Genomic DNA, 26,950 nt, shown 5'->3' on the forward strand with positions numbered 1-26,950 from the left:
GGCACGCCTCGGGGTCACCCCCGAGATGGCCCGGATCTGTGTCGAAAGTGCTGGGCCGACCGTGGCAGCGACTGGCATGCTGGCTCCCGTGCGGGGTGCCGAATGCCTGACCTGCTGAACTGGCTGCAGGAGCTGCCGCCCCTGCTGATCTACCTGGTCGCCGCGACGATCGTCGCGGGAGAGACCGCGGTGATCTTCGGGCTGCTGGTGCCGGGCGAGGCGACCCTGCTGCTGGTCGGCTTCCTAGCGTACGCGGGGACGCTACGGCTTGCCCCCGCGCTGCTGGCCATGATGGCCGCCGCCGTGATCGGAGACACACTCGCCTACCGCGCCGGGCGTCGGTACGGGCCCCGGTTGCGCGCCTCCGGCCTCGGCGCCCGGATCGGGCCGCACCGGTGGCGACGCGCCGAGGAGCTGCTGGACCGCCTCGGCGGGCGCGCCATGACCGCCGCCCGGTGGATCGCCTTCGCCCGCACGCTGGCGCCCCGGCTGGCCGGCGGGGCCGGGATGCCGTACCGGCGGTTCGCGCCGTGGAACCTGGCCGGGGTGGTGAGCTGGGTCGGCGGCTCGGTGCTGGCCGGATACCTGGCCGGCGAGTCGTACGAGCGGGTGTCGAAGCTGTTGGGGCGGGCCACCGGGGCGGTGCTGGTGCTGCTGGTGTGCCTGCTCGGCGTGGTGCTGGCCGGTCGCTGGCTGGGGCGTAACCCGGACCCGGCCCGGGCGCTCGTGACGCGCGCCGCCGCGTTGCCGCCGCTGCGCTGGCTGCGATCCCGCTACGGGGTGCTGTTCTTCCTGGTCGGCATGCGGGTCGGCCCGGTCTGGACGCTGCTGATCAACCTGGCGCTCGGGCTGGCGCTGCTGTTCGCCGTGGGGCTGGCGGTGGCCGCGTTGCTGGAGGCGGTGGTCCGGCACAGCGGGCTCGGGGTGCTCGACGGGCTGGTCGGCGACTGGTTCACCGCCCGGCGTACCCCCGGGGTGGCCGACGCGGCGCTGGCCGCGGTGTCCGTGCTGCGCGGCTGGGTGCTGATCTGCGCGGTGGCCGTGGTGGCGGCGGTGGTGGCCCGGCGGCAGCGGCCCTGGCGCGCGGACCTGCTCGGCGTGGTCGGCACGGTCGGCGCCGCCGTGCCGCTGGTGCTGCTGGTCGTGGTCGCCGACCTGACCGGCCCGGGCGGCCCGGACCGCGTGCGGGACCTGTTCCCCGGCCAGAACGCGGTGGTGACGGCGAGTTTCGGCACCCTGGCGTGGTTGCTGGCGCGCGGGGCGCGCTGGCCGGTCGCGGTGGCCGTCTGGACGGTCGCCTCGGCCGCTGTGGTCGCGGTCACCGGGGCCCGGCTCTACCTGGGCTGGAGCACGGTCACCGGCACCGCCTCGTCGGTGCTGCTGGGTGCTGCCTGGACCACCGTGTTCGTGGTCGCCTGGGCGACCCGGGAGCGGGTGGCGGCCGCCGGCCCGCCGACCCCGGCGGACGCCGGCCCGGACGGCGTCGGGGCCGGCGGGGCGGGGCCGCCGCGGCCCCGGGAGCGCCGGCCGACGTCGCGGGGACCACGCTGACCCGTCGATGCCTGTTAGGGTGCGCCGACGGAACCACGGGGAGGTTCGATGCGGCGAGGAGTCGGCCGGTTGGCCGCGGCTGCCATGGTGGCGCTGCTGGCGGCCGGGGCGGTGACCGGGTGCGGCGACGAGGAGCCACCGGTTCGCGGGGTGGCGACGGAGCTGCCCACCGAGGTGCCGGTCGAGGAGCCCGCGGCGGAGGACCCCGTCGACGCGCCGGCCGACGCGCCGAGCGAGGAGCCGCCCGGCGTCGCGGCGATGGGCGGCCGACCCAGCCCCGCCGCCTCGGCGAGCGCGAAGCCGCGGCCGAAGCCGTCGCGCACGTCCACCGCGCCGCTGGCGCGGCCGAAGCCGCCGACCGAGACCCGGGTGCCGCCGGCGCCGAAGCCGCCGGCCAGCGGCTGCAAGCCGAGCTACAAGGGCACCAAGGCGAGTCAGAGTCAGGTGAAGAAGGCGTTGACCGACGCCGCGGCGCGCACCTACTGGCCCACCTCCGCGCCGGACATCCGCATCCCGTCGGCGCTGATGAAGGCCACCGCCTGGCAGGAGAGCGGCTGGCAGTCCAACATCTACGCCTGTGACACCGGCGTCGGGCTGATGCAGGTCATGCCGGCGACGGCGGAGTGGATGAACCAGCGGTTCGAGCAGTCGTACGACATCGACGACTATCGGGACAACGCCTACCTCGGGGGCACCTACCTGGCGTGGCTCACCAAGTACATCGGCGACATGTACTTCGAGTCCGACTACCGGCTCGACGCCTCGCTGTGCACCGCCGAGCTGAACTCGTGCCTGCTGAACGCCGTGATCTCGGCGTACAACTTCGGGCACGCGGCGGTGGCGCGCGAGGGGAAGCCGCTGGCCATCCCCAACCCGCAGTACGTCTACAACGTGCGCGAGCTGATGACCGGCTGCGAGTGCCTCGCGTTCTGATCCGACCGGCACGGCCGGGGGCGGGCGGCACGCCCACCCCCGGCCGACGGGTCAGTCCCGGGCGGTGACCGGCTCGGCCGACGCGCCGGCGCTCTCGGCAGGCGCGTCGGGCTCCCGGGTGATCTTCCCGGGCCACCAGAACCGGTCCCCGAGCAGGAACGCCAGGGCCGGCACCAGCACGGTACGGACCAGCAGCGTGTCCAGCAGCACGCCGACGCAGACGATGATCCCGATCTGGGTGAGCGTGATCAGCGGCAGCACCCCCAGCACCGCGAAGACCGCGGCCAGCAGCACGCCGGCGCTGGTGATGACGCCGCCGGTGACCCGCAGCGCCGACAACATGCCGTCGCGGGTGCCCGTCCGGCGGGCGTCCTCCCGGGCGCGGGTGACCAGGAAGATGTTGTAGTCCACGCCGAGCGCGACCAGGAACACGAAGGCCAGCAGCAGCACCCCGCTGTCCAGCGCCGGGAAGTCCAGGACGTGGTCGAAGATCAGCCAGGCCGCGCCGAGGCTGGCGAAGAACGACGCGATCACGGTCAGCACCAGCAGCAGCGGGGCCAGCAGGCCGCGCAGCAGCAGCACCAGCACGGCGCCGACGAGCAGCAGGATGATCGGCAGGATCAGTTGCAGGTCCTTGGTGTTGGCCTCGCTCGAGTCGTAGGTGGCGGCGACCGTCCCGCCGACCAGGGCGCCGTCGGGTGCGTCGGCGCCGTCGACGGTGGGCGGCGCGGAGTCCGGCACGGCGGCGACCGCGTCTCGCAGCGCCACCACGGCGCGGTCGGAGGCGGCGGTGCCGGGTTCGGCGGTGAGCACCACGTCGATCTGGGCGACCCGGTCGCCGGCGGTGCTCGGCCGGGCGGAGGCGACGCCGTCGACCGCGCCGGCGGCGGCGAGGACCGCCGGGGCGGCCTGCGGGTTGGTGAGCACGGCAACCGGCTGGGTGCTGCCGGCCGGGAACGCCCGTGCCAGGGTCTCCGCGCCGGTGACCGCCTCGGGACGCTCCCGGAACTGCTCGGTCTCGGAGAGTCCGGTGCGAATGCCCAGGCCGCCCAGGGCGAGGCCGGCGAGGAGCAGTGTGGCCAGCGCGGCGACCGGCAGCGGCCGGCGGACGACCAGTTCGCCGAGGCGGCCCCAGAGCCGGCCCTCGCGGGCGGCGCTGCCCACCTTCGGCACGAACGGCCAGAACAGGCCCCGGCCGAAGAGCACCAGCGCGGCGGGGAGCACGAACAGCGCGGAGAGCATGGCGAAGACCACGCCGATGGCGCAGGCCACCGCGAGCGCCCGGTTGGTCTCCTGCTCGGACAGCAGCAGCGTCAGCACGCCGAGCACGACCGTGCCGCCGCTGGCCAGGATCGGCTCGGCGGTGCGCCGCAGGGCGGCCCGCATGGCGGTGAACCGGTTCTCCTCGCGGCGCAGTTCCTCGCGGTAGCGGGCGATGAGCAGCAGGGCGTAGTCGGTCGCGGCGCCGAAGACCAGCACGCTGGCGATGCCGGTGACCTGGCCGCTCGGCAGGTAGATGCCCAGCGCGGGCACCACGGTCTCCACCGTGCGCAGGGTGAACTGTTCGGCGGCGGCGACCACCAGCAGCGGGACGAGCCACAGGAACGGGCTGCGGTAGGTGACGAGCAGCAGCAGCGCCACGACCGCGGCGGTGACCAGCAGCAGCGTGGTGTCGGCGCCCTGGAACACCTTGCTCAGGTCGGCGGTGAAGGCGGGACCGCCGGTGACCTCGACGGTCAGGTCGTCGGGCAGTCCGGCCACGGCGTCGCGCACCTTGACCACCTCGTCGACGACCGCCTGCTGGTCGCCCGCGGTGGACAGCGGCACGGCGACCAGCGCGACGGTGCCGTCCGGGGAGACCTGGGCGGGGGAGACCCGCCCGCCGACGGCGAGCGCGCCGAGCTTGCCGGTGGCGCCGTCGAGCGCGCTCCGGTCGGAGGCGCTGAGCGGGGCCCGGTCGGCGCGGCTCACCACCACCAGCGCGGCCTGGGTGTCGCGGGACGGGAGCTGGTCCTGGAGGCGTTCGACCTGCGTCGACTGCCACTCCACCGACAGGCCGGTGGCGGAGACCGGTTGGGGGTTGTCCGGCTTGGGTAGACCGAACACGACCGCGCCGACGACGAGGGCGGCGACCACGGTCAGCCAGGCGGCCAACCGGCCCCGGGCGACGCGGGTGAACAGTGACATCGGGAGCCTCACATGCCTTCTGCCGGTTGATTCTCGCTAGCCGAGTATCTTGATGAGCGAGATTATCCGGGAAGGCTCTATGCTGCAACCGGACCGGGCAGGGGGTGGCGGCAAGCGGTGACGGGGCACGGCATGTACCGGCGACGGGACGACCCGCGAGGGCGGATGGTCGCCGAGATCACCAACGACCTGCGTCGCTACTCCGCCGACGCGCAGCACGTCGGGCACGCGTTCGCCGGGCTGCACGGGCTCAACCCGACAGACCTGCAGGCGCTGATCGCGGTGATGGAGGCCGAGCTGGTGGGCGACCCGATCACCCCCGGCCGCCTCGGCGACGTGCTCAATCTCTCGTCCGGCTCGGTCACCGCCCTGGTCGACCGGCTCGAACGCGCGGGCCACATCCGGCGTGACCGGGACACCGCCGACCGCCGCAAGATCCTGCTGCACTACGCCGATCGGGGCGCCACCCTGGCGCAGAGCTTCTTCGGCCCGCTCGGCCGGCGCACCGACGAGGTGATGGACCGGTTCACCGACGACGAACTGGCCGTGGTGCAGCGGTTCATGGGCGAGATCGCGCACAGCATGCGCGCGCACCGGGACGAGGTGCGCGCCGCCCGTGCCACCTCCGAGCCGTCCGGCGACCGCTGACCGTGCGACTGGTCACCCGGCTCGCCGCGGCGGCGCTGCGACTGCCCGCCGCCCGCACCGGCCGGGTCACCGTCACCCGGGACCTTCCGGTGCGGGTCCGCGACGGGACCACCCTGCGCACCGACCACTACGCGCCCGACCTGCCCGGTGCCGCCTGCGTGCTGATCCGCACCCCGTACGGGCGGGGCGGGCCGATGCGACTGCTCGGCCGCCTGGTCGCCGAGCGTGGCTTCCACGTGGTGATCCAGTCCTGCCGCGGCACGTACGGCTCCGGTGGCGAGTTCGCCCCGCTGGTGCACGAGCGCGACGACGGGCTGGACACCCTCGACTGGCTGCGCCGACAGCCCTGGTGGACCGGCGCGTTCGGCATGTTCGGCGCCAGCTACCAGGGTTTCGTGCAGTGGGCGGTGGCCGCCGAGGCGGGCGACGAGCTGCGCGCGATGGTCGCGGTGGTGACCGCTTCGGCCACCCGCGACTCGACGTACGCGGGGGAGTCCTTCGCGCTGGACACGGTGCTCACCTGGGCGGAGTTGCTGCAGGCGCAGACCGTGCCCTGGCTGGCCCGGCAGTGGGAACTCAAGCGTGGCCAGCCCCGGCTGGTCCGCGCGTTGACCCACCTGCCGCTGGCCGAGGCGGACCGGGTCGCCACCGGTGTGACGGTGCCGTTCTTCCAGGAGTGGCTGCGCCACCACACGCCGGACGCCGACTACTGGCGCGGCCGGGTCTTCGGCGACCGGATCGCCGAAGTCCGCGCGCCGGTCGCCATGGTCAGCGGCTGGCAGGACATCTTCCTGCCGGCCCAGCTCGACGACTACGCGCGGCTGCGTGCCGCCGGCGCCCGTCCGAGGCTGACCGTCGGCCCGTGGACGCACGGCAGCCCGGGGCTGCTGGTGGCGTCGTTGCGGGAGGGGCTGGACTGGTTCGCCGAGCACCTGGCGGACCGCCCCGCGACGCCCCGCGCGCCGGTCCGGGTGCACGTCGGCGGCGCCGGCGGCGGCTGGCGCGACCTGCCCGACTGGCCACCACCGGCCACCCCGACGCGCTGGCACCTGCAACCCGGGGGCGGCCTCGCCACCGGGCCGCCGGCGGGCGGCGGGCCGGACCAGATCCGGTACGACCCGGCCGACCCGACCCCCTCGCTGGGCGGCCCGCTGCTGGTCGCCCAGCGGGCCGGCGCGGTGGACAACCGGCCGGTGGAGTCCCGCCCGGACGTGCTGACCTACACCAGCGACCCGCTTCCCGGGGCGGTGGAGGTGATCGGTCCGGTCCGCGCCGAGATCCACCTGCGCAGCGAGCTGTCCTACCTGGACGTGTTCGTGCGGCTGTGCGACGTGGACCGCCGCGGACGCTCGTGGAACGTCTGCGACGGCCTGGTCCGCGTCGAACCGGGACGGTTCCCGGACGACGGCTCCGGTGTGCTCCGGGTGCCGGTCGCGCTCTGGCCGACCGCCCACCGGTTCGCGCCCGGGCACCGGCTGCGGCTCCAGGTCTCCGGCGGCGCCCACCCGCGCTACGCGCGTAATCCCGGCACCGGCGAGCCGCTCGGCACCGCCGTCACGCTCCGTGCCGGATGGCGTGAGGTGCTGCACGACCACGCGCACCCCTCCGCGGTGCTGCTGCCGCTCGCGAAGGCGTCGTCCACACCGGGCAGATAATCGTAAATCTTGGCCTTGACCTGGGCATTTCCCCTAACCGGGGATAGTCTTCAGGCAAGTGCCCGTTGTCGTGCAGTTATCCGGTAGGGGCGCGCCCGCAGAGTTCACCTCATCACGCGTCGTGACTGCAGTGCCCGTACCGACGATCGATCGGAGGGGATCTGCCATGACGTCGGCCCCGGCGAACCTGTTGGCCGTCCGAACCCTGTTACTCGCCTATCTCAACGTCGACAAGAACGTCGTCCGGGACGCCGACCTCGAGCCGGCGGAGGTGGGCATCGTCGGCGACCCCAGCCACCGGGGCGGCTACCACTGCGGCTCGGACCGGGTGGTCACCAACGACTACTCGGTGGTGGAGTCCACCCGGGACCGTTCCGGATTGACGCTCTACGCCTCCGCGCTCGACGTCGGCACGTTCTCGGTCCGCTCCGGCGGTGCCACGCACACGCTGCGGACGTTCTCCACCTGGCTGGTGGCGCAGTGTGCGGCGAACGCGGCCGACTCCCGGGACATCCGGGAGGTCATCTACTCCGCGGACGGCCGCACCGTGCGGCGGTGGGACCGGCTGGGCAAGCGCACCAGCGGCGACAGCAGTCACCTCTACCACACCCACATCAGCTTCTTCCGCGACTCGACCAAGGCGGGCCGGGACCAGACCCCGCTGTTCCGCCGCTATCTCACCGCGATCGGCCTGATCGTCCCAGTGAAACCGGAGACCGACATGGAACAGACCGACAAGCTCATCCGCAACACCGGCTCGTCCACCCGTACCGTCGGCGACGTCTTCGCCGACCTGCAGAACCTGCGCAACTGGCTGATCTCGCCGGCCGGCACCGCCGGACTGGTCAATCCGCCGGCGGCGAACTCGCCGTTGCAGCAGATGCTGGCGATGCTCCAGGCGTGGCCGGCGCTCGTGGCGCAGGTGAACGAGTTGTCCGGCAAGGACTTCACGGACGAGCAGCAGATCGTCACCGGCGTCCTGGCCGGGCTGCCGCCGGAGAGGATCGCCGCGGCCATCCCGCCGCAGATCGCCCGGGACGTCGCCGACGAGTTGTCCCGGCGCCTCACCGCCTGATCCTTCCGCGCCGCGACGACTGCAGCGTCGCGGCGACGGGTCGCACGAGTTCCGCAACAACTATTGCGCAATATCTCTTGCGAATGTAAGACTCGGCCGCATGGATCAGCCGACGGTCAGACAGGTCACCGACTCGCGGGTGCTCGCCGCGCTCGCCCACCCGCTCCGCCGCCGCCTCATGGACGTGCTCAAGGTCTACGGCCCGTGCACCGTGGGCATGCTCGCCGAGCGCACCGACCAGTCGCCGGCGAACGTCAGCCACCACCTCAAGGTGCTCGCCGCCGCCGACCTGCTGGTCGAGGCGCCCGAACTGGCCCGCGACCGCCGGGAACGCTGGTGGAAGCCGCGCAACCGGGGAGTGCGCTGGTCGAACACCGACTTCGACGACGACCCCTCCGCCCGGGTGGTGGCCGACGCGGCCAGCTCGCTCAACCTGGAGCGCCACACCGAGCTGGTACGGGCCTGGCACGCCGCCCCCGAGGAGGCCCACGCCGCCTGGGGCGACGGACCGTTCAGCACCGACCACTGGCTGCACCTGACGCCGGACGAGCTGACCCAGCTCAGCCGCGAGGTGGTCGCCCTCCTCACCCGCTGGGCCGATCGCGCGGTGCCCGACGACGGGCAGACCCGCGAGCCGGTGTTCGTGTTCGCCCACGGCGTGCCGAGCCGGCCGTGACCGCTCCCGCCGGCCAGTACGCGCCGCCCACCGTCCCGCCGCGCGGCGGGCTGTTCCGGCACCGCGACTTCCGGCTGCTCTGGACCGGTCACACCATCAGCGCCGTGGGCAGCAACATGACCACCGTGGCGTTGCCGCTGGTCGCGGTGGCGGTGCTCGACGCCAGCACGTTCCAGGTGGCGGTGCTGACCGCCGCGGCCTGGCTGCCCTGGCTGCTCGCCGGCCTGCCGGTCGGCGCCTGGGTGGACCGGGTCCGCCGCCGGCCGGTGATGATCGCCGCCGACCTGGCCGCCGCCGCGTTGTTCGCCAGCGTCCCGCTGGCCGCCCTGCTCGATCTGCTCACCGTGGGGCACCTGCTGGCCGTGGCGCTCGGCGCCGGCCTGGCCCGGGTCTTCTTCGAAACCGCCGACCAGGTCTACCTGCCCACCCTGCTGCCACCCGAGCAGGTGCCGCCGGCCAACTCCCGGCTGCACGCCACCCACACCGCGAGTTACCTGCTCGGCCCCGGGCTGGCCGGCCTGATCGCCCAGCTCGCCGGCGCGGTGACCGCGGTGGCGCTGGACGCGGTGAGTTTCCTGGCGTCGGCGCTGTGCCTGCACCGCATCCGGACGGTCGAACCCCGTCCGACCCACCCCGACGGGACCGCGTCCATGCGCCGGGAGGTGGCCGACGGGCTGCGCTTCGTCGCCCGGGACCCGTACCTGCGGGTGCTGACGGTCTTCGGCGCGGCCAGCAACATCGGGCTCACCGGCTACCAGGCGGTGCTGGTGGTCTTCCTGGTCCGCTCGGCCGACCTGCCGGCCGGCCTGGTCGGCCTCCTGATCGGCCTGGCCAGCCTCGGCGGGGTCGTCGGGGCGGCCCTCGCCGCCCGGCTGGCCCGCCGGGTCGGCACCGCCCGGGCGCTGCTGCTCGCCGGCGCGCTCACCGGCCCGCCCGCGCTGCTGATCCCGCTCGCCGGCCCCGGCGCGCGGACGGTGTGGCTGGTTCTCGGGGGAATGCTGGTGAGCCTCGGCGTCGCGATCGGCAACGTGGTCAAGGGCAGCTTCCGGCAGACCTACACGCCGCACCGGCTGCTCGGCCGGGTCACCGTCAGCATGCATCTGCTCAACTACGGCACCATCCCGCTCGCCGCGCTGGTGGCCGGCGGGCTGGGCGCGGCCTGGGGGCCGGCCGGCGCGATCCGGGTGATGACCGCGTGGCTGGCGCTCACGCCGTTGATCCTGCTGGTCGGGCCGCTACGGCAGCGGCATGACCTGCCGGCGGCGCCCGCCTGACAGCGTGCTGCGGCGGCGGTCGGAACCCGACCGCCGCCACCGGCACATCGTCACATCGGACGAACGTTGTCCGCCTGCGGGCCCTTCTGGCCCTGCGTCACCTCGAACTCGACCTTCTGGCCCTCGTTGAGCTCGCGATACCCACCGCTCTGGATGGCCGAGTAGTGGACGAACACGTCCGGGCCTCCGCCGTCCTGCTCGATGAAGCCGAAGCCCTTTTCCGAGTTGAACCACTTGACCGTGCCGGTTGCCATGCGTCTCTCCCTGTTCAATGCGGGTGAGCACCGGCCCGCGGCCGGTGATCGCCCCTGTACCTCCCCGACAGTAACCGCCCGGGCCCGGATCCGCTGGCGGAAGTGCCGGCGTGGCTCGTGAATACTCCGGAGCCGGAAATGCCACCGGCGGCCGCCGGGGCGCGGCATGCTTGCCCCGATGAGCACAACGACGGCGCTGACCGACCTGCAACGGGAGATCACCGCGCCCGGGGCGGGGCCGGACCGGCTGCGCCTGATGGCCACGCCGTTCGTGCCCGAAGTGCGGCTGCACCTGGCCGAGGACGCCATCCTGTGGTGGGCACGGATGGAGGCCGCGGCCGGTCGGTCGCTGCCACCGCCGTACTGGGCCTCCGTCTGGGCTGGCGGGCAGGCGCTGGCCCGGCACCTGCTCGACCACCCCGAACTCGTCGCCGGGCGACGGGTGCTCGACCTGGCCGCCGGTTCGGGACTGGTGGCCATCGCCGCCGCGCTGGCCGGCGCCGGCGAGGTGGTGGCCAACGACGTCGACCCGTACGCGCTGGCCGCCGTGACCGTCAACGCCCGGGCGAACCGGGTCCGGGTGACCGCCGACGGCGCCGACCTGCTCGACGGTGTGGCCGGCGTCGACCTGCTGGTGGCCGGCGACGCCCTCTACGACGCGGCGCTGGCCGCCCGGGTGCTGCCCTACCTGCGACGCTGCGCCGACCGGGGCGTCGAGGTGCTCGTCGGCGACCCGGACCGGGGCCACCTGCCGCCGGACGGGCTCGAGTTGGTGGCCAGCTACCCGGTGCCCACCACCGAGCCCGCCGTCGACTCCCCGGTGCGCCGGGTGCAGGTGCTGCGTCCGCGCTGACTCTCGGGGATCCTCCGGATGCCGCCTCGGGGGCGTGTGGGGGATCACGCCCGATGTCCCGGCCAGCCGATCGGGCATAGCGTGCCAGGCATGACGGATCTCCTCGCCCAGTTCGGGCAGCTGCCCACCACGCTGCTGATGGGGTTGCTGGGCGTGGTGATGCTCGCCGACGCCGTACCCCTGCTCGGGGTGCTGGTGCCCGGCGACGCCGCGGTCCTCGCCGCGGTCGGCGCGGGCCGGCCGGTCGGCGGGGTGGCGGCGGTCGCGGCGGTGGTGGCCGGCTGCCTGGCCGGCTGGTCGCTGAGCTTCCTCGCCGGGCGGATCTGGGGCGGGCGGCTGCGCCGCGGTCGGTTGGGCGGCTGGATCGGCGAGTCCCGCTGGGCGGCCGCGGAGACGCTGCTGCGCCGCGGCGGCGGGCGGATCGTGCTGGTGGCGCCGTTCCTGCCGGTGTTCAACGCGTTGCTACCGCTGGCCGCCGGTGGCCTGCGGATGCCGTACCGGCGGTTCGTCGCCTGCGCGGCGCTCGGCGCCACCGCGTGGGCCGGGCTCTACGTGGCGCTCGGATTGGCCGCGCGGACGCTGACCGGTTTGCTGCCCGGCGCCCTCGACCCGACGGTGCTCACCATGGCGGTCGGGCTGCTGCTCGCCGGCCCGGTGCTGCTCGGCACCCGGCGCCGGCTGCGCGCGGTGACCGGCTGAGCGGGCCGGGCCCGGCCGCCACGGGGGAGGCCGGACCCGGCGCGTTCACCAGCCGCGCGCCCGCCACTGCGGCACGGCGGGCCGCTCGGCGCCGATGGTGCTGTCCTTGCCGTGGCCGGGATAGAACCAGGTCTCGTCCGGCAGCCGGTCGAAGAGCTTCGCCTCGACGTCGTCGACGAGCGGGCCGAACCGCTCCGGGTCCTGGTCGGTGTTGCCCACGCCGCCGGGGAAGAGCGAGTCGCCGGTGAACAGGTGCGGGGTGCCGGCCGGGTCGCGGTAGAGCAGCGCGATCGAACCCGGGGTGTGCCCACGCAGGTGGATCACCTCCAGCGCGCAGTCGCCGACCGTGACGGTGTCGCCCTCGCGCAGCGCCTCGGTGGCGATCGGCAGGCCCTCGGCGTCTTCGGCGTGCACCAGCGCGCGAGCGCCGGTCTTGGCGACGACCTCCTCCAGCGCGACCCAGTGGTCCATGTGCCGGTGGGTGGTGACCACGGTCGCCAGCCCGCCGTCGCCGATCAGCTCCAGCAGGCGGGGCGCCTCGTTCGCGGCGTCGATCAGCAACTGCTCGCCGGTGCCGCGGCAGCGCAGCAGGTAGGCGTTGTTGTCCATCGGGCCCACCGACAGCTTGGTGACGGTGAGCCGGTCGAGCTCGCGCACGGCCGGCGGACCGCCGGGCGTGACGTCTCCGGTGTAGGTCATGACGGTCTTCAGATCCATTCCGGTGGAGTCGGCAGGGGGCCGTCGGGGTCGACGGTGAGCAGCTCGCCCGTGCCCCGGCCGGTCAGCCAGGCGGCGAGTTCCGGCGCGGGGCCGGTGACCGTGGGCGCCCCCTCGGGATCGCCCACGACGATGTCGTGCCCGGCGCCGTCGACCCGCAGCACCATGGCCGGCGCCTCCGGGTTGCCGGTCAGCCCGGTCGTCACCTCGTGCAGCAGCCGGTGGGCGAACGCCGCCGGCCAGTCCGCCGGCAGGTAGCCGGTCGCCAGGTCGACGTGGTGCACCTCGACCTCGCGCAACCGACCCCAGACCAGCAGCGCCGCCGGCCACGGGCCGCGCCGGGCCTGCACCATGGCGCCCCACGCCTCGGCCGGCATCCGCGCCACCGCCGCGTCGAAACGCTGGCCGCTGCGGCGCAGGTCGTCCAGCAGGTCGGCCGGGCCCCGGCCGGCGCCCGCCTCGATGTCGGCGTTCCGCGCCTCGATCGAGGCGTACATCGGGATCGGTTCGCCGGTGCGCGCGGCGGTGAGCAGGTTGACGAAGCCGTCGGCGTTGCGGGCCAGGTGGGTGAGCACGTGCGCGCGGGTCCAGCCCGGCAGCAGCGACGGCGCCGCGACGTCCGCGGCGGTCAGGCCCGCCACGGTACGCAGCAGCCGGTCGTTGGCCGCGGCCAGCTCGCCGGTCAGCAGCAGGGGATCAGTCGTCATCGGGTTCGACAGTAGCGGGCCCCGCCCCGGCGCGCCCGGGGTGGAAATCGCTTTCCGCGCGTCGGCGCGCCGCCTACCGTCGGGGCCGACGACAGCGGGTCGCGGCGCCGGGAGGGAGGTGGTGGGCATGCCGGTCGCAGCGCGTGTGTTCCGCCCCGATTCCCCACCACACCGATGAGGACACCATGACCCTCGACCTGACCGCCCTCGGCTGGGACGCCGACTGGGCGACCCACCTCGATCGACGCGCCGACCACCGACCCGGGCGGGTGGCCCGGGTGGACCGCGGCGTGTGCACCGTGCTGCGGCCGGAAGGCCCGGTGCGGGCGAGCCTCGGCGGCGGCGTGCTCGCCGCCGCGGCCCGCGACCTGACCGCGTTGCCCTGCGCCGGCGACTGGGTGCTGCTGGCCACCTGGCCGGACGGCCCGGTCACCGTGGAGGCGGTGCTGCCCCGGCGCACCGCGCTGGTGCGGCGCACGGCCGGCAAGGACGCCAGCGGCCAGGTGCTGGCCGCCAACCTGGACGCCGCCGCGGTGGTCGAGCCGGTGCACCCGGCGCCGGACGCCGCCCGCATCGAGCGCCTGCTCTCCCTGGTCCACGAGTCCGGGGCCGAGCCGCTGGTGGTGCTCACCAAGGCCGACCTGGCGGCCGACCCGGCCGCGGTGGCCCGGCAGCTGACCGAGCTGGCCCCCGGGGTGCCGGTGCTGCCGGTCAGCGCCGAGCGGGGCACCGGGCTGGCGCCGCTGCGCCGGCACGTGGCTGCGGGGCGCACGCTGGGCCTGCTCGGCCCGTCCGGCGCCGGCAAGTCGAGCCTGGTCAACGCGCTGGCCGGGGCGGAGGTGATGCCCACCCAGGCGATCCGCCGGGTCGACGGCAAGGGGCGGCACACCACCACCTGGCGGGCGCTGGTGCCGGTGCCGGGTGGCGGCGCGGTGCTGGACACCCCCGGCGTACGGGCGGTCGGCCTGCTGGACGGCGCGGCCGGGCTGGACCGCGCGTTCGCCGACATCGCCGAGCTGGCCGCCGGCTGCCGGTACGCCGACTGCGCGCACGACGCCGAGCCGGCGTGCGCGGTGCGGGACGCGTTGGACCGCGGCGAGCTGCCGGCGCGCCGGTGGGAGAGCTGGCGGCGGTTGCAGCGGGAGGTCGCGTACGAGAGCGGCCGGCGCGCGGCCCGGCTCGCGGCCGAGCGGCGGGGCGGCTGGCGGGGCGGGCGGCGGCGCGCCGGGCGTCCGGCGACCCCGCCCGCTCCCGGCGCGTTCTGAGCTGGGGGAATGTGCGCGCCACGGAAGTTGTCACACCTCGGGGCTAGAGTTGCCGGGGCGCTTTCCCTGCGCATTGCGACTACGGGAAACCGCTCCGGCAACTCATGAAAAACAGACTTCGCCTCACATTCTTCTTCCGGGAGCACACGCACCGTGGCCGACCGTCTGATCATCCGTGGCGCGCGCGAGCACAACCTGCGTGACGTCAGTCTCGACCTGCCCCGGGACGCCCTGATCGTCTTCACCGGGCTGTCCGGTTCGGGCAAGTCGAGCCTGGCGTTCGACACCATCTTCGCCGAGGGGCAGCGCCGCTACGTCGAGTCGCTGTCGTCGTACGCCCGGCAGTTCCTCGGCCAGATGGACAAGCCCGACGTCGACTTCATCGAGGGCCTCAGCCCCGCCGTCTCCATCGACCAGAAGTCCACCTCGCGCAACCCGCGCTCCACCGTCGGCACGATCACCGAGGTCTACGACTACCTGCGTCTCCTCTTCGCCCGCATCGGCGAGCCGCACTGCCCGATCTGCGGCGAGCGGATCTCCAAGCAGAGCCCGCAGCAGATCGTCGACCGGGTGCTCGCCATGCCCGAGGGCACCAAGTTCATGGTGCTCGCGCCGGTGGTGCGCGGCCGCAAGGGCGAATACGTCGACCTCTTCGCCGAGCTGCAGGCCAAGGGCTACGCGCGGGCCCGGGTCGACGGCGTGGTGCACCCGCTGACCGAGCCGCCGAAGCTCAAGAAGCAGGAGAAGCACACCATCGAGGTGGTGATCGACCGGCTCAGCGTCAAGAAGAGCGCCAAGCAGCGGCTCACCGACTCGGTCGAGGCCGCCCTCGGCCTCTCCAGCGGCCTGGTGCTGCTCGACTTCGTCGACCTGCCGGAGGACGACCCGGCCCGGGAGCGCCGCTACTCCGAGCACCTGGCCTGCCCCAACGACCACCCGCTCGCGATCGAGGACCTGGAACCCCGGGTCTTCTCCTTCAACGCGCCCTACGGCGCCTGCCCGGAGTGCACCGGCCTGGGCACCAAGAAGGAGGTCGACCCCGAGCTGGTCATCCCGGACCCGGAGCGCACGCTGCGCGAGGGCGCGATCCAGCCCTGGGCCACCGGGCACAACCTGGAATACTTCCTCCGCCTGCTGGAGGCGCTCGGCGAGAGCCAGCACTTCGACGTCGACACGCCCTGGCGGGCGCTGCCGTCGCGGGCGCAGAAGACGATCCTGCACGGCTCCGACGACCAGGTGCACGTGCGCTACCGCAACAAGTACGGTCGCGAGCGCTCCTACTACACCGGCTTCGAGGGCGTGGTGCAGTGGATCGAGCGCCGGCACACCGACACCGAGTCGGAGTGGTCCCGCGACAAGTACGAGGGCTACATGCGCGACGTGCCCTGCGCGGCCTGCGGCGGCGCGCGGCTCAAGCCGGAGGTGCTCGCGGTCACGCTGGCCGGCAAGAGCATCGCCGAGGTCTGCAACCTCTCCGTCGGCGAGGCGGCCGACCTGCTCGCCGGCATCGAGCTGACCGACCGGCAGAAGATGATCGCCGAGCGCGTGCTCAAGGAGATCAACGCCCGGCTGAAGTTCCTGCTCGACGTGGGCCTGGACTACCTCTCCCTGGACCGCCCGGCCGGCACGCTCTCCGGTGGCGAGGCGCAACGCATCCGCCTCGCCACCCAGATCGGCTCCGGCCTGGTCGGCGTGCTCTACGTGCTCGACGAGCCGTCGATCGGCCTGCACCAGCGGGACAACCACCGGCTCATCGAGACGCTGCTGCGGCTGCGCGGGCTGGGCAACACGCTGATCGTGGTCGAGCACGACGAGGACACCATCCGGGTGGCCGACTGGATCGTCGACATCGGTCCTGGCGCCGGCGAGCACGGCGGCAAGATCGTGCACAGCGGCTCGGTGCCGGCGCTGCTCGACAACGACGAGTCGGTCACCGGCGCCTACCTGGCCGGGCGCAAGGCCATCCCGACCCCGGCCACCCGCCGGCCGCAGACGCCGGGCCGGGAGCTGGTGGTGCACGGCGCGCGCGAGCACAACCTGCGCAACCTCACCGTGAGCTTCCCGCTCGGCCAGCTCATCGCGGTCACCGGGGTCAGCGGCTCGGGCAAGTCGACGCTGGTCAACGACATCCTCTACACGGTGCTCGCCAACCAGATCAACGGCGCCCGGCTGGTGCCCGGCCGGCACACCCGGATCACCGGCCTGGAGCACGTCGACAAGGTCGTCGGCGTGGACCAGTCGCCGATCGGGCGGACGCCGCGCTCCAACCCGGCCACCTACACCGGGGTCTGGGACCACGTCCGCAAGCTCTTCGCCGAGACCACCGAGGCCAAGGTCCGGGGGTACGGCCCGGGCCGGTTCTCGTTCAACGTCAAGGGCGGGCGCTGCGAGGCGTGCTCCGGCGACGGCACCATCAAGATCGAGATGAACTTCCTGCCGGACGTCTACGTCCCCTGCGAGGTGTGCAAGGGCGCCCGTTACAACCGGGAGACGCTGGAGGTGCACTACAAGGGCCGCACGGTGGCCGAGGTGCTGGACATGCCGATCGAGGAGGCGTCCCAGTTCTTCTCGGCCATCCCGGCCATCCACCGGCACCTGAAGACGCTCGTCGACGTCGGGCTGGGCTACGTCCGGCTGGGCCAGCCCGCGCCGACGCTGTCCGGTGGTGAGGCGCAGCGGGTGAAGCTCGCCTCCGAGCTGCAGAAGCGGTCCACCGGCCGGACGGTCTACGTGCTCGACGAGCCCACCACCGGCCTGCACTTCGAGGACATCCGCAAGCTGCTGCTGGTGCTGGAGGGCCTGGTCGACAAGGGCAACACGGTGATCACCATCGAGCACAACCTCGACGTGATCAAGACGGCCGACTGGCTGATCGACATGGGGCCCGAGGGCGGTCACCGGGGCGGCACGGTGCTCGCCACCGGCACCCCGGAGGAGGTCGCCGAGGTGGCGGAGAGCCACACCGGCGAGTTCCTGCGGCCGATCCTCAAGCTGGCCGGCGAGGCCAAGGGCGCCAAGGCGGCCACCACGCGGGCGGCGAAGGCGAACGGCGCCACGAAGACGCGGGCCCGCAAGGTGCCGGCGGGGGCGCGCTGACCGACGCGTACGGCGAGTGGGCCGGTCACCCGGCCCGCTCGTACGTTTGCCGGTGCGCATTTCGTGACGCGCCAGTATGAACCGTGCACCACGCTGGTGCGTGTACCGCAGTGTGGCCACGGATCATGACCGGTGGCGACAGCCGAGAGAGAGGCCGGAGATGAGTGACGACCAGGTGCTGACCGGACCGGTCACGCAGAGCCGCCGGGCCCTGCTCGCGGGTGCCGGCGCGGTCGGCGCGGCCGTGGTGCTCGCGGGCTGCGGCGGCGACGACGCGGCCCCGGGGGCGGCCCCGACCAGCGGCGGGCCGCCCGGTGCCGGCGCCACCGGCGACGCCGGCGGCGGCAACCGCGACAGCAGCGGTCCGCTGGCCCGCACCACCGACATCCCGGTCGGGGGCGGCGCGGTGTACGCCAGCAAGGGTGTCGTGATCACCCAGCCCGAGGCGGGCCAGTTCAAGGCGTTCGACCCGATCTGCACGCACCAGGGCTGCCCGGTGTCGAACGTCGACGGCGGCACCATCAACTGCACCTGCCACAACAGCCGGTTCTCGATCGCCGACGGGTCGGTGAAGGCGGGTCCCGCCACCAAGCCGCTGGCGGCCAAGGAGATCAAGGTCGAGGGCGACCAGATCGCGCTGGCCTGACCGCACGCGCCGCCGCCGTCCGCCGCCTCCGGGGCGGGTGCGGCGGCGGCCGGGTGTCGGGGGTGCGGACTAGGCTTGAGGTGTGGCTGACCCCTCGACCTACCGTCCCGCGACCGGCACCATTCCGGAGTCCCCAGGGGTCTACCGCTTCCGCGACGGCACCGGCCGGGTGATCTACGTCGGCAAGGCGCGCAACCTGCGCAGCCGGCTCAACTCCTACTTCGCCGACCCGGTCAACCTGCACCAGCGCACCCGGCAGATGGTCTTCACCGCCGAGTCCGTCGACTGGATCACCGTGGCCACCGAGGTGGAGGCGCTCCAGCAGGAATACACCTGGATCAAGCAGTACGACCCCAGGTTCAACGTCCGCTACCGCGACGACAAGTCCTACCCCTACCTGGCGGTCACGCTCGACGAGGAATACCCGCGCCTGCAGGTGATGCGCGGTGCCAAGCGCAAGGGCGTGCGCTACTTCGGGCCCTACTCGCACGCCTGGGCCATCCGCGAGACGCTCGACCTGCTGCTGCGGGTCTTCCCGGCGCGCACCTGCTCCTCCGGGGTGTTCAAGCGGGCCGGGCAGGTCGGCCGGCCCTGCCTGCTGGGCTACATCGGCAAGTGCTCGGCGCCGTGCGTCGGCACGGTCAGCGCCGAGCGTCATCGGGAGATCGTCGACGGTTTCTGCGACTTCATGGCCGGGCGCACCGACACCATGGTGCGCCGGCTGGAGAAGGACATGCTGGACGCCAGCGAGCAGTTGGAGTTCGAGCGGGCCGCCCGGCTGCGCGACGACGTGGCCGCGTTGCGCCGGGCCATGGAGAAGCAGACCGTGGTGCTCGGCGACGGCACCGACGCCGACGTGGTGGCGTTCGCCGACGACCCCCTCGAAGCCGCGGTGCAGGTCTTCCACGTCCGCGACGGCCGGGTGCGCGGCCAGCGCGGCTGGGTGGTGGAGAAGACCGAGGAGCTGACCACCGGCGACCTGGTGCACCACTTCTGCACCCAGGTCTACGGCGGCGAGCAGGGCGAGGCCGACGTCCCCCGCGAGCTGCTCGTCCCCGAGCTGCCCGCCGACGCGGACGCGCTCGCCGACTGGCTCTCCACCCGGCGCGGCAGCCGGGTGTCCCTGCGGGTGCCGCAGCGCGGCGACAAGCGGTCGCTGCTGGAGACCGTCGAGCGCAACGCGAGGGACGCGCTGGCCCGCCACAAGCTCAAGCGCGCCGGTGACCTGACCACCCGCAGCCAGGCCCTCGACGAGATCGCCGACGCGCTCGCCATGCGCACCTCGCCGCTGCGCATCGAGTGCTACGACGTCTCCCAGATCCAGGGCACCGACGTGGTCGCCAGCATGGTCGTCTTCGAGGACGGGCTGCCCCGCAAGAGCGAATACCGACGGTTCATCGTGCGCGGCGCCACCGACGACCTCGCCGCCATGTCCGAGGTGCTGCGCCGGCGCTTCGCCCGCTACCTCGACGCGCGGGCCGAGACCGGCGAGCTGGGCGAGGAGACCGCCGCCGATCCCGACCGCCCGGGCATCGACCCGACGACCGGGCGGCCACGCCGGTTCGCGTACCCGCCGCAGCTGGTGGTGGTCGACGGCGGCCCGCCTCAGGTGGCCGCCGCCGCGAAGGCGCTGACCGAGCTGGGCATCGACGACGTGGCGCTGTGCGGGCTGGCCAAGCGGCTGGAGGAGGTCTGGCTGCCCGACGACGACTACCCGGTCATCCTGCCGCGCACCTCCGAGGCGCTCTACCTGCTGCAACGGGTCCGCGACGAGGCCCACCGCTTCGCCATCACGTTCCACCGCCAGCGGCGCTCCAAGCGGATGACCGAGTCGGCACTGGACAACGTGCCCGGCCTCGGCGAGGTGCGGCGCAAGGCGTTGCTGCGGCACTTCGGCTCGCTCAAGCGCCTCTCCGCGGCCACCGTGGAGGAGATCACCGAGGTGCCCGGCGTGGGCCGCCGTACGGCCGAGGCCATCCTCGCCGCCCTCGACAGCGATCCGGCGAAGACGCCGTCCTGACCCCGGTCGTGGTGGACCCCGGCGGGCTCTGCTGCCTTCTGCCGACAGCCGTGGCGATCGCCGGCGGAATCTGGGCGCTCCGCCGCTCCCGTAGTCGCCGCTGACCGCACCGGGCACGCCGAGGCGGGCAAAGACCCCGTCCCCGGCCCACCGCACGGTGCGTAACGGCTCCCGAATGATGTGTACTTTTGCGCGGTATACCTCACGGTCATAAATATGCCTCTGAGGTATACCGCTCTCAGGCCTACTTCTTCTCCGGCGGCGACACGCCCGAGAGTCCCGACGCCCCACCCCGACGTCCCTGAGGTTTGTCCGTTTCGGTGGGGGCGGGCCGTGGTCGGCGCCACCGTCAGGGTGGAATCGCTGCGGGGGGCGGGGCGTTATACCTGGCAGACCGCGTGGAGCCCGGCCCTGTCGGGCAGCCCGGTTGACCGGTCACCGGCCGGCATGGGAATGACCGGGCGCCGGTCGTCGTTACACCCCCGAGCCACCGAGCAGCCGCGGCCGGCGTGGGAATGCCCGCGCACCGGTCGTCGTTACATCCCCCGAGCCGCCGAGCAGGCCACCCACCCGGCCGGCGCCGGCTCCCGGGCCCCGAGCAGGCCACCCGCCGCCGGGCCCACCCCCAAACTTTCCCCCTTCCGCGTGTCCGCGTCCCCCCGCGACGCCCGCGTGATCCCCCAACCCCCCTTGGGAGGCACCATCATGGCTACCACCCTGCTGCGTAAGACCGTGCTCACCGCCGCCGGTATCGCCGCCACCGCCGGTGGCATCGCCGGACCCGCCATCGCCGCGCACGCCGCCCCGGCCGAGAAGGCCACCGTGGTCGCCGACCGCAAGGGCCACGGCGAGCGGGAACTCGACGTGCGCTACGAAGCCCAGCCCAACTTCTACTACTGCGGCCCCGCCGCCGCCCGCAACGCCATCAGCGTGCTCGGCAAGAACATCGACGTCGACGCCATGGCCAAGGAGATGGGCACCACCGAGAACGGCACCAACAGCATCAACGACATCACCCCGGTCCTGAACAAGGAGACCGGCAAGCCCTACAAGTCCGTCGAGATCAAGACCGGCAAGGCCGACGACACCCAGACCGACAAGCTGCGCGCCGACATCGTCAAGACCGTCGACGACGGCCGCGCCGTGGTCGCCAACATCGCCGGCACCGCCACCGACACCGACGGCACCACCCACTCCTTCGAAGGCGGCCACTACATCAGCGTCGTCGGCTACCAGGACGACGGCCACACCGTCACCATCGCCGACAGCGCCAACCCCGACCAGGCCTCCTACCGGATGAGCGTCGACAACCTCGCCGACTGGATCGCCACCCGCGGCTACAGCACCAGCTGACCCGCCGACACGCGAGAGGGCCGACCCCGAGAACGGGGCCGGCCCTCTCGGCACCGAGGGGCCGGCCTCGACCATCGAGGCCGGCCCTGCTCACCCCTCGGCGAGGACGGCGAGGATCCCGTCGCCGTACTTGGCGAGCTTGTTCTCGCCCACGCCGCTGAAGCGGGACAGCTCGGCCAGCGACGCCGGCGGTTCCGCGGCGATCTGGCGCAGCGTCGCGTCGTGGAAGATCACGTACGCCGGTACGCCCTGTTCCTTGGCGGTCGCCGCCCGCCAGGCGCGCAACCGTTCGAAGACACCGGTGGCGGCGGGGGAGAGGTCGGCCACGACGGTGGCCGACCCGCGTGGCTTCGCGGCCCGCCCCGACAGCGGCCGTTCCGGCTCCTTGCGCAGCGTGACCGTGCGCCGCCGGCCGAGCACGTCGGCGCTGGCCTCGGTCAGTGCCAGCGTGCCGTAGTCGCCCTCGACGGCGAGCAGGCCCTCGGCGAGCAGTTGCCGCACCACCCCGCGCCACTCGACGTCGCGCAGCTCGGTGCCGATGCCGAACGTGCTCAGCGCGTCGTGGCCGTGCTGGTCGATCTTGTCGGTGTGCTTGCCGAGCAGGATGTCGATGCTGTGCCCGGCGCCGAACCGCTGGTTGCGTTCCCGGTCGAGCCGGTAGACGGTGGAGAGCAGCTTCTGCGCCGCGACCGTGCCGTCCCAGGACTCCGGCGGGTCGAGGCAGGTGTCGCAGTTGCCGCAGTTGGCCGCGCCGGTCTCGCCGAAGTAGTCGAGCAGTTGGGCGCGGCGGCAGCGGACCGTCTCGCAGAGCGCCAGCATCGCGTCGAGGTGGGCGGCGAGATTGCGCCGGTGCGCCAGGTCGCCCTCCGACGTCTCGATCATCTTGCGTTGCTGCACCACGTCCTGCAGCCCGTACGCCAGCCAGGCCGTGGACGGCAGCCCGTCGCGCCCGGCACGACCGGTCTCCTGGTAGTAGCCCTCGACCGACTTGGGCAGGTCGAGGTGGGCGACGAAGCGTACGTCGGGCTTGTCGATGCCCATGCCGAACGCGATGGTGGCCACCATGACCAGCCCGTCCTCGCGCAGGAAGCGCTGCTGGTTGCGGGCGCGGGTGCCCGCGTCCAGGCCGGCGTGGTAGGGCAGCGCCGGGATGCCGTTGGCGACCAGGAACTCGGCGGTCTTCTCCACCGAGGCCCGGGACAGGCAGTAGACGATGCCGGCGTCGCCCGGGTGCTCGTCGCGCAGCAGGCTCAGCAGTTGCCGGCGCGGCTCCCGCTTGGGCACGATCCGGTACTGGATGTTGGGCCGATCGAAGCTGGCCACGAAGTGCCGGGCCTCGGTGAGCTGGAGGCGGGTGGCGATCTCGGTGCGGGTGGCCCGCGTCGCGGTGGCGGTCAGCGCGATCCGCGGCACCTGCGGCCAGCGCTCGTGCAGCATCGACAGGTTGAGGTAGTCGGGGCGGAAGTCGTGCCCCCACTGGGAGACGCAGTGCGCCTCGTCGATCGCGAACAGGCCGATCTTTCCGCGCTCCAGCAGGCCGAGGGTGGACCGGACGGCCAGCCCTTCCGGTGCCAGGTAGAGCAGGTCGAGCTCGCCGGCGAGGTAGGCCGCCTCGACCCGGCGCCGCTCGGCGGGCTCCTGGGTCGAGTTGAGGAACCCGGCCCGCACGCCGACTGCGGTGAGCGCGTCGACCTGGTCCTGCATGAGCGCGATCAGCGGCGAGACGACCACCGCCACGCCGTCGCGGACCAGCGCGGGGATCTGGTAGCAGAGTGACTTGCCGCCGCCGGTGGGCATGAGCACCAGCGCGTCGCCGCCGGCCACCACGTGCTCGATGATGTCCTGCTGGACGCCGCGGAACGCGTCGTAGCCGAAGACCCGGCGCAGCACGCCCAGCGCGCCCTCGGTCCGCTGCTCGGTGGGGGAGACCATCCGCGCAGTCTACGAGCGCCCGCCGACGACGCCCCGTCCCCAGCGGCCGCGTGGCGGGGTCGGGGACCCCGACGAATCGGGCAACCTGCTGTTCCGGTGGTCACCCCGTGGAATCCCGGGCGGGGTCGCAGCCGTTAGAGTCGGCGACTGACCATGCGCGGCCGGACGGCCGCGGCGCCACGGCTGGGGGTAGCGGGTGAGCGAGGCGCGAACGGCGGAAGGCCTGGTGCCGACCGACGCGGAGACTGCGGTGGGGCGACCGGCGCCGGCGGAGGCGGAGACCTCCCTGGTGGTGGTGACCGGCCTCTCCGGCGGTGGCCGCAGCACGGTGGCCCGGGCGTTGGAGAACGTCGGCTACTACGTGGTCGACAACCTGCCCCAGGCGCTCCTGCTGGACATGGCCGAGTTGGCGTTCAAGGCCGGCGGCGCGGCCCGGCGTACGGCGATGGTGCTGGACGTGCGCTCGCGCGCCTTCTCCACCGACCTGGCCGGTGCGATCCGGGAGCTGCGCGAGCGTGGCTTCCAGCCCCGGGTGGTCTTCGTCGACGCCGACGACGAGGTGCTGATCCGCCGGTTCGAGAGCGTGCGCCGCTCGCACCCGTTGCAGGGCGACGGGCGGCTGGCCGACGGCATCGCGGTCGAGCGGGCGCTGCTGGAGGAGGCCCGGGACCAGGCCGACGTGATCATCGACACCAGCCACCTGAACGTCAACCAGCTGCGCCGCCGGGTGGAGGAGCTGTTCGGCGGCGAGGACGCCCGCCGGCTGCGGATCACCGTGCTGTCGTTCGGCTTCAAGTACGGCCTCCCGCCGGACGCCGACTTCGTGATGGACGCCCGGTTCCTGCCCAACCCGTACTGGGTGCCGGAGCTGCGCGAGCACACCGGGCGCGAGGAGGCGGTCAGCGCGTACGTGCTGGGCCAGGAGGGCGCCGACGCGTTCGTCGCCGGCTACGCGGACCTGGTCAACGCCACCACCGCCGGCTTCGAGCGGGAGGGCAAGCGCTACCTGACGGTGGCGGTCGGCTGCACCGGCGGCAAGCACCGCAGCGTCGCGATCGCCGAGGAACTGGCCGTTCGGCTGCGCGCCTCCGGCATCGCCGCCAACCCGCAGCACCGGGACCTGGGGCGGGAGTGACAGCGATCCGGGTGGTCGCGTTCGGCGGCGGCCACGGCCTGTCGGCGTCCCTGCGGGCGCTGCGGCACTGCGTACCCGGACTCGACCTGGACATCACCGCGGTGGTCACGGTCGGCGACGACGGCGGCTCCAGCGGGCGGCTGCGCGCCGAGCGCGGCGGCCTGCCCCCGGGCGACCTGCGGCAGGCGCTGGTCGCGCTCTCCGGTGACCATCCGGCGACCCGGCGCAGCGCGGCGCTGTTCCAGCACCGCTTCGCCGCCGCCGCGCCCGCGCCGACGCTCGGCGCACCGGCCGGCAGCGGCGTGGGTGACCCGCTGGTCGGCCACGCGGTGGGCAACCTGCTGTTGCACGGGCTGACCGAGCTGCTCGGCGACCCGGTGGCGGCGCTCGACCACGCCGGGGCGATGCTCGGCGCGGTCGGCCGGGTGCTGCCGATGTCCCGCCAGCCGGTGGGGATCGAGGCCCAGGTCCGCGGCGCCGACCCGGCCCGCCCGGACGACGTGCGCACGCTGCGCGGGCAGCACCAGGTGGCGATCACCTCGGGCACTGTGGAGTCGCTGCGGCTCACCCCGGCCGCGCCGGCCGCGTGCGCCGAGGCGGTGACCGCGGTACGCGCCGCCGACTGGCTGATCTTCGGGCCGGGCAGCTGGTACACCAGCGTGCTGCCGCACCTGCTGGTGCCCGGCCTGGCCGACGCGATCGTCTCCAGCCCGGCGCGCCGGCTGGTGACGCTGAACCTGGTGGCCGAGAAGGAGACGTCCGGGCTGTCCCTGCCCGACCATCTGGACACCCTGCGGCGCTATCTGCCCGAGTTGAAGGTGGACATGGTGCTTGCCGACTCCACGGCGGTGGGTGACCCCGCGGCGGTCGAACGTGCGGCAGAATCGCTGGGTGCCCGGCTGGTCCTCGCCCCCGTCGCCGTCACCGACGGCACGCCCCGTCATGATCCGGCCGCCCTGGGCGCCGCACTGGTGCCTGTCCTGGGCGCCGATCGTTAGACACGTACGTAATCACCGGCGACACGCCGGAACCGGTCCGTGAGGGGGCGCTGGAATGGCGATGACGGCTGCGGTCAAGGACGAGCTGAGTCGGGTCGACGTGCCCAAGCCCTGCTGTCGCCGGGCGGAGATGGCCGCCCTGCTCCGCTTCGCCGGCGGCCTGCACATCGTGTCGGGTCGCGTGGTGGTCGAGGCGGAGCTGGACACCGGCGCGGTGGCCCGCCGGCTGCGGCGGGAGATCGCCGAGGTCTACGGCTATCCGAGCGAGATCCACGTGCTCGCCTCCGGCGGCCTGCGCAAGGGCAGTCACTTCATCGTGCGGGTGGTCAAGGACGGCGAGGCGCTCGCCCGGCAGACCGGCCTGCTGGACGTGCGGGGCCGCCCGGTGCGGGGCCTGCCGCCGCACGTGGTGGCCGCCAACGTCTGCTGCGCGGTCTCCGCCTGGCGGGGCGCGTTCATGGCGCACGGCTCGCTCACCGAGCCGGGCCGTTCCAGCGCGCTGGAGATCACCTGCCCGGGGCCGGAGTCGGCGCTCGCGTTGGTCGGCGCCGCCCGGCGGATCGGCATCACCGCCAAGAACCGTGAGGTGCGCGGCGTGGACCGGGTGGTGGTGAAGGACGGCGACGCGATCGCCGCGCTGCTCACCCGCATCGGCGCGCACTCCAGCGTGCTGGCCTGGGAGGAGCGTCGGGTCCGCCGGGAGGTGCGCGCCACCGCCAACCGACTGGCCAACTTCGACGACGCCAACCTGCGTCGCTCGGCGCGCGCGGCGGTGGCCGCCGCGGCCCGGGTGACCCGGGCGCTGGAGATCCTCGCCGACGACGCGCCCAACCATCTCACTTCGGCCGGGCGGCTGCGGCTGGAACACCGGCAGGCCTCGCTCGAGGAGTTGGGCGCACTCGCCGAGCCGCCGCTGACCAAGGACGCCATCGCCGGGCGGATCCGCCGGCTGCTCGCGCTCGCCGACAAGCGGGCCCGCGACCTCGGCATCCCGGATACCGAAGCGGCAGTCACGCCCGACATGCTCGTGGTCTGATAGGACGCGAGGGGCGACGTCGCGCGACCGGGATCACCACCCGGCGCAGCACGCCGCCACGCGCTCGGATAGGGTCGCTGCGTACGGCAAGGGGGCCGGCACAGGCACCCCGTACCGTCCTCACCGCCTCGGGCGGTCAGGTCCCCACGGACCGCGCGGCGGGGTGGCCGAGATGAACCGACGACGACCGGCTCCAACGGTCGGCGAACACATCTCCGCCGGCCGGGCTCTCACGCCGGC

The 26,950-nt window shown here is 73.7% G+C and carries 22 protein-coding genes; 17 read left to right on the forward strand and 5 right to left on the reverse strand.

What is annotated here, in order from left to right; genetic code table 11:
• Positions 1-102: 102 nt before the first annotated feature.
• The gene (locus O7598_RS08735) at positions 103-1,551 is read left to right on the forward strand and encodes a DedA family protein (protein ID WP_269690823.1); all 1,449 of its coding nucleotides are present in this window, start codon (positions 103-105) and stop codon (positions 1,549-1,551) included.
• 48 nt (positions 1,552-1,599) lie between these two features.
• The gene (locus O7598_RS08740; protein ID WP_269690824.1) at positions 1,600-2,484 is read left to right on the forward strand and encodes a transglycosylase SLT domain-containing protein; all 885 of its coding nucleotides are present in this window, start codon (positions 1,600-1,602) and stop codon (positions 2,482-2,484) included.
• A 51-nt stretch (positions 2,485-2,535) separates the two neighbouring features.
• Here O7598_RS08740 and O7598_RS08745 read toward each other — a convergent pair whose 3' ends face one another.
• The gene (locus O7598_RS08745) at positions 2,536-4,671 is read right to left on the reverse strand and encodes an MMPL family transporter (protein ID WP_269690825.1); all 2,136 of its coding nucleotides are present in this window, start codon (positions 4,669-4,671) and stop codon (positions 2,536-2,538) included.
• 132 nt (positions 4,672-4,803) lie between these two features.
• Here O7598_RS08745 and O7598_RS08750 point away from each other — a divergent pair, with 132 nt between their 5' ends.
• The 5 genes from O7598_RS08750 (at position 4,804) to O7598_RS08770 (ending at position 9,999) form a co-directional block, all read left to right on the forward strand.
• Positions 4,804-5,319: a MarR family winged helix-turn-helix transcriptional regulator gene (locus O7598_RS08750; RefSeq protein WP_269690826.1), complete on the forward strand. Its 516-nt coding sequence runs from the start codon at positions 4,804-4,806 to the stop codon at positions 5,317-5,319.
• A gap of 2 nt (positions 5,320-5,321) precedes the next feature.
• Positions 5,322-6,974 carry a CocE/NonD family hydrolase gene (locus O7598_RS08755; RefSeq protein ID WP_442929838.1) on the forward strand — a complete coding sequence of 551 codons (1,653 nt, stop codon included), beginning with the start codon at positions 5,322-5,324 and terminating at the stop codon, positions 6,972-6,974.
• A gap of 166 nt (positions 6,975-7,140) precedes the next feature.
• Entirely contained in the window at positions 7,141-8,049 is a 909-nt protein-coding gene (locus tag O7598_RS08760) for a hypothetical protein (protein ID WP_269690827.1), read from the forward strand.
• A 100-nt stretch (positions 8,050-8,149) separates the two neighbouring features.
• Positions 8,150-8,725 (forward strand): ArsR/SmtB family transcription factor, encoded by a 576-nt coding sequence (locus O7598_RS08765; protein WP_269690828.1) that lies wholly within the window; start codon positions 8,150-8,152, stop codon positions 8,723-8,725.
• Entirely contained in the window at positions 8,722-9,999 is a 1,278-nt protein-coding gene (locus tag O7598_RS08770) for an MFS transporter (RefSeq protein ID WP_269690829.1), read from the forward strand. The genes O7598_RS08765 and O7598_RS08770 overlap by 4 nt, the downstream gene beginning before the upstream one ends.
• A 50-nt stretch (positions 10,000-10,049) precedes the next feature.
• On the opposite strand, the gene O7598_RS08775 is transcribed toward O7598_RS08770, so the two are convergent.
• Positions 10,050-10,253 carry a cold-shock protein gene (locus O7598_RS08775; protein ID WP_091059998.1) on the reverse strand — a complete coding sequence of 68 codons (204 nt, stop codon included), beginning with the start codon at positions 10,251-10,253 and terminating at the stop codon, positions 10,050-10,052.
• 178 nt (positions 10,254-10,431) lie between these two features.
• On the opposite strand from O7598_RS08775, the gene O7598_RS08780 reads away from it, so the two are divergent.
• Positions 10,432-11,106 (forward strand): class I SAM-dependent methyltransferase, encoded by a 675-nt coding sequence (locus O7598_RS08780; RefSeq protein ID WP_269690830.1) that lies wholly within the window; start codon positions 10,432-10,434, stop codon positions 11,104-11,106.
• A 90-nt stretch (positions 11,107-11,196) separates the two neighbouring features.
• Positions 11,197-11,805, forward strand: a complete 609-nt coding sequence (locus O7598_RS08785; RefSeq protein WP_091060005.1) for a DedA family protein — start codon at positions 11,197-11,199, stop codon at positions 11,803-11,805.
• 45 nt (positions 11,806-11,850) lie between these two features.
• On the opposite strand, the gene O7598_RS08790 is transcribed toward O7598_RS08785, so the two are convergent.
• Together O7598_RS08790 and O7598_RS08795 are read right to left on the reverse strand one after the other, a co-directional pair.
• Positions 11,851-12,504: an MBL fold metallo-hydrolase gene (locus O7598_RS08790; protein WP_269690831.1), complete on the reverse strand. Its 654-nt coding sequence runs from the start codon at positions 12,502-12,504 to the stop codon at positions 11,851-11,853.
• An 8-nt stretch (positions 12,505-12,512) separates the two neighbouring features.
• Positions 12,513-13,229 (reverse strand): maleylpyruvate isomerase family mycothiol-dependent enzyme, encoded by a 717-nt coding sequence (locus tag O7598_RS08795; RefSeq protein ID WP_269690832.1) that lies wholly within the window; start codon positions 13,227-13,229, stop codon positions 12,513-12,515.
• A gap of 185 nt (positions 13,230-13,414) precedes the next feature.
• Between O7598_RS08795 and rsgA the strand changes: the two genes are divergently transcribed.
• The 5 genes from rsgA (at position 13,415) to O7598_RS08820 (ending at position 21,609) form a co-directional block, all read left to right on the forward strand.
• Positions 13,415-14,494: a ribosome small subunit-dependent GTPase A gene (gene rsgA, locus O7598_RS08800; protein ID WP_269690833.1), complete on the forward strand. Its 1,080-nt coding sequence runs from the start codon at positions 13,415-13,417 to the stop codon at positions 14,492-14,494.
• 153 nt (positions 14,495-14,647) lie between these two features.
• Positions 14,648-17,590, forward strand: coding sequence for an excinuclease ABC subunit UvrA (uvrA, locus tag O7598_RS08805; protein ID WP_269690834.1), 2,943 nt, complete (start codon positions 14,648-14,650; stop codon positions 17,588-17,590).
• Positions 17,591-17,750: 160 nt separating this feature from the next.
• Entirely contained in the window at positions 17,751-18,236 is a 486-nt protein-coding gene (locus O7598_RS08810) for a Rieske (2Fe-2S) protein (RefSeq protein WP_269690835.1), read from the forward strand.
• 82 nt (positions 18,237-18,318) lie between these two features.
• A complete protein-coding gene (uvrC, locus tag O7598_RS08815; protein WP_269690836.1) occupies positions 18,319-20,256 on the forward strand; it encodes an excinuclease ABC subunit UvrC in 1,938 nt (645 codons plus the stop codon).
• Positions 20,257-20,961: 705 nt separating this feature from the next.
• A complete protein-coding gene (locus O7598_RS08820; protein ID WP_269690837.1) occupies positions 20,962-21,609 on the forward strand; it encodes a C39 family peptidase in 648 nt (215 codons plus the stop codon).
• Between the two features lie 90 nt (positions 21,610-21,699).
• Here the strand turns inward: O7598_RS08820 and recQ are convergent, their stop codons facing one another.
• Positions 21,700-23,541 (reverse strand): DNA helicase RecQ, encoded by a 1,842-nt coding sequence (gene recQ, locus O7598_RS08825; protein WP_269690838.1) that lies wholly within the window; start codon positions 23,539-23,541, stop codon positions 21,700-21,702.
• Between the two features lie 226 nt (positions 23,542-23,767).
• Between recQ and rapZ the strand changes: the two genes are divergently transcribed.
• From rapZ to whiA, 3 genes are read left to right on the forward strand one after another with little or no spacing between them, the layout of a single operon-like run.
• On the forward strand, positions 23,768-24,676 hold the full coding sequence (gene rapZ / locus O7598_RS08830; protein WP_269694808.1) for an RNase adapter RapZ: 909 nt from the start codon (positions 23,768-23,770) through the stop codon (positions 24,674-24,676).
• On the forward strand, positions 24,673-25,674 hold the full coding sequence (locus tag O7598_RS08835) for a gluconeogenesis factor YvcK family protein (RefSeq protein ID WP_269690839.1): 1,002 nt from the start codon (positions 24,673-24,675) through the stop codon (positions 25,672-25,674). Before rapZ ends, O7598_RS08835 begins: the two co-directional genes overlap by 4 nt.
• A 55-nt stretch (positions 25,675-25,729) precedes the next feature.
• Positions 25,730-26,710, forward strand: coding sequence for a DNA-binding protein WhiA (gene whiA, locus O7598_RS08840; RefSeq protein WP_018788213.1), 981 nt, complete (start codon positions 25,730-25,732; stop codon positions 26,708-26,710).
• Positions 26,711-26,950 lie beyond the last annotated feature (240 nt).

The organism is Micromonospora sp. WMMC241 (assembly GCF_027460165.1).
Taxonomy (GTDB): domain Bacteria; phylum Actinomycetota; class Actinomycetes; order Mycobacteriales; family Micromonosporaceae; genus Micromonospora; species Micromonospora humi.

What these genes read in the sequence shown, in the direction of transcription:
- O7598_RS08735 (WP_269690823.1), top strand. Translation starts at nt 103, where the DNA reads ATGCCTGACCTGCTGAACTGGCTGCAGGAGCTGCCGCCCCTGCTGATC.
- O7598_RS08740 (WP_269690824.1), top strand. Translation starts at nt 1,600, where the DNA reads ATGCGGCGAGGAGTCGGCCGGTTGGCCGCGGCTGCCATGGTGGCGCTG.
- O7598_RS08745 (WP_269690825.1), bottom strand. Translation starts at nt 4,671, where the DNA reads ATGTCACTGTTCACCCGCGTCGCCCGGGGCCGGTTGGCCGCCTGGCTG.
- O7598_RS08750 (WP_269690826.1), top strand. Translation starts at nt 4,804, where the DNA reads ATGTACCGGCGACGGGACGACCCGCGAGGGCGGATGGTCGCCGAGATC.
- O7598_RS08760 (WP_269690827.1), top strand. Translation starts at nt 7,141, where the DNA reads ATGACGTCGGCCCCGGCGAACCTGTTGGCCGTCCGAACCCTGTTACTC.
- O7598_RS08765 (WP_269690828.1), top strand. Translation starts at nt 8,150, where the DNA reads ATGGATCAGCCGACGGTCAGACAGGTCACCGACTCGCGGGTGCTCGCC.
- O7598_RS08775 (WP_091059998.1), bottom strand. Translation starts at nt 10,253, where the DNA reads ATGGCAACCGGCACGGTCAAGTGGTTCAACTCGGAAAAGGGCTTCGGC.
- O7598_RS08780 (WP_269690830.1), top strand. Translation starts at nt 10,432, where the DNA reads ATGAGCACAACGACGGCGCTGACCGACCTGCAACGGGAGATCACCGCG.
- O7598_RS08785 (WP_091060005.1), top strand. Translation starts at nt 11,197, where the DNA reads ATGACGGATCTCCTCGCCCAGTTCGGGCAGCTGCCCACCACGCTGCTG.
- O7598_RS08790 (WP_269690831.1), bottom strand. Translation starts at nt 12,504, where the DNA reads ATGACCTACACCGGAGACGTCACGCCCGGCGGTCCGCCGGCCGTGCGC.
- O7598_RS08795 (WP_269690832.1), bottom strand. Translation starts at nt 13,229, where the DNA reads ATGACGACTGATCCCCTGCTGCTGACCGGCGAGCTGGCCGCGGCCAAC.
- rsgA (WP_269690833.1), top strand. Translation starts at nt 13,415, where the DNA reads ATGACCCTCGACCTGACCGCCCTCGGCTGGGACGCCGACTGGGCGACC.
- O7598_RS08810 (WP_269690835.1), top strand. Translation starts at nt 17,751, where the DNA reads ATGAGTGACGACCAGGTGCTGACCGGACCGGTCACGCAGAGCCGCCGG.
- O7598_RS08820 (WP_269690837.1), top strand. Translation starts at nt 20,962, where the DNA reads ATGGCTACCACCCTGCTGCGTAAGACCGTGCTCACCGCCGCCGGTATC.
- recQ (WP_269690838.1), bottom strand. Translation starts at nt 23,541, where the DNA reads ATGGTCTCCCCCACCGAGCAGCGGACCGAGGGCGCGCTGGGCGTGCTG.
- whiA (WP_018788213.1), top strand. Translation starts at nt 25,730, where the DNA reads ATGGCGATGACGGCTGCGGTCAAGGACGAGCTGAGTCGGGTCGACGTG.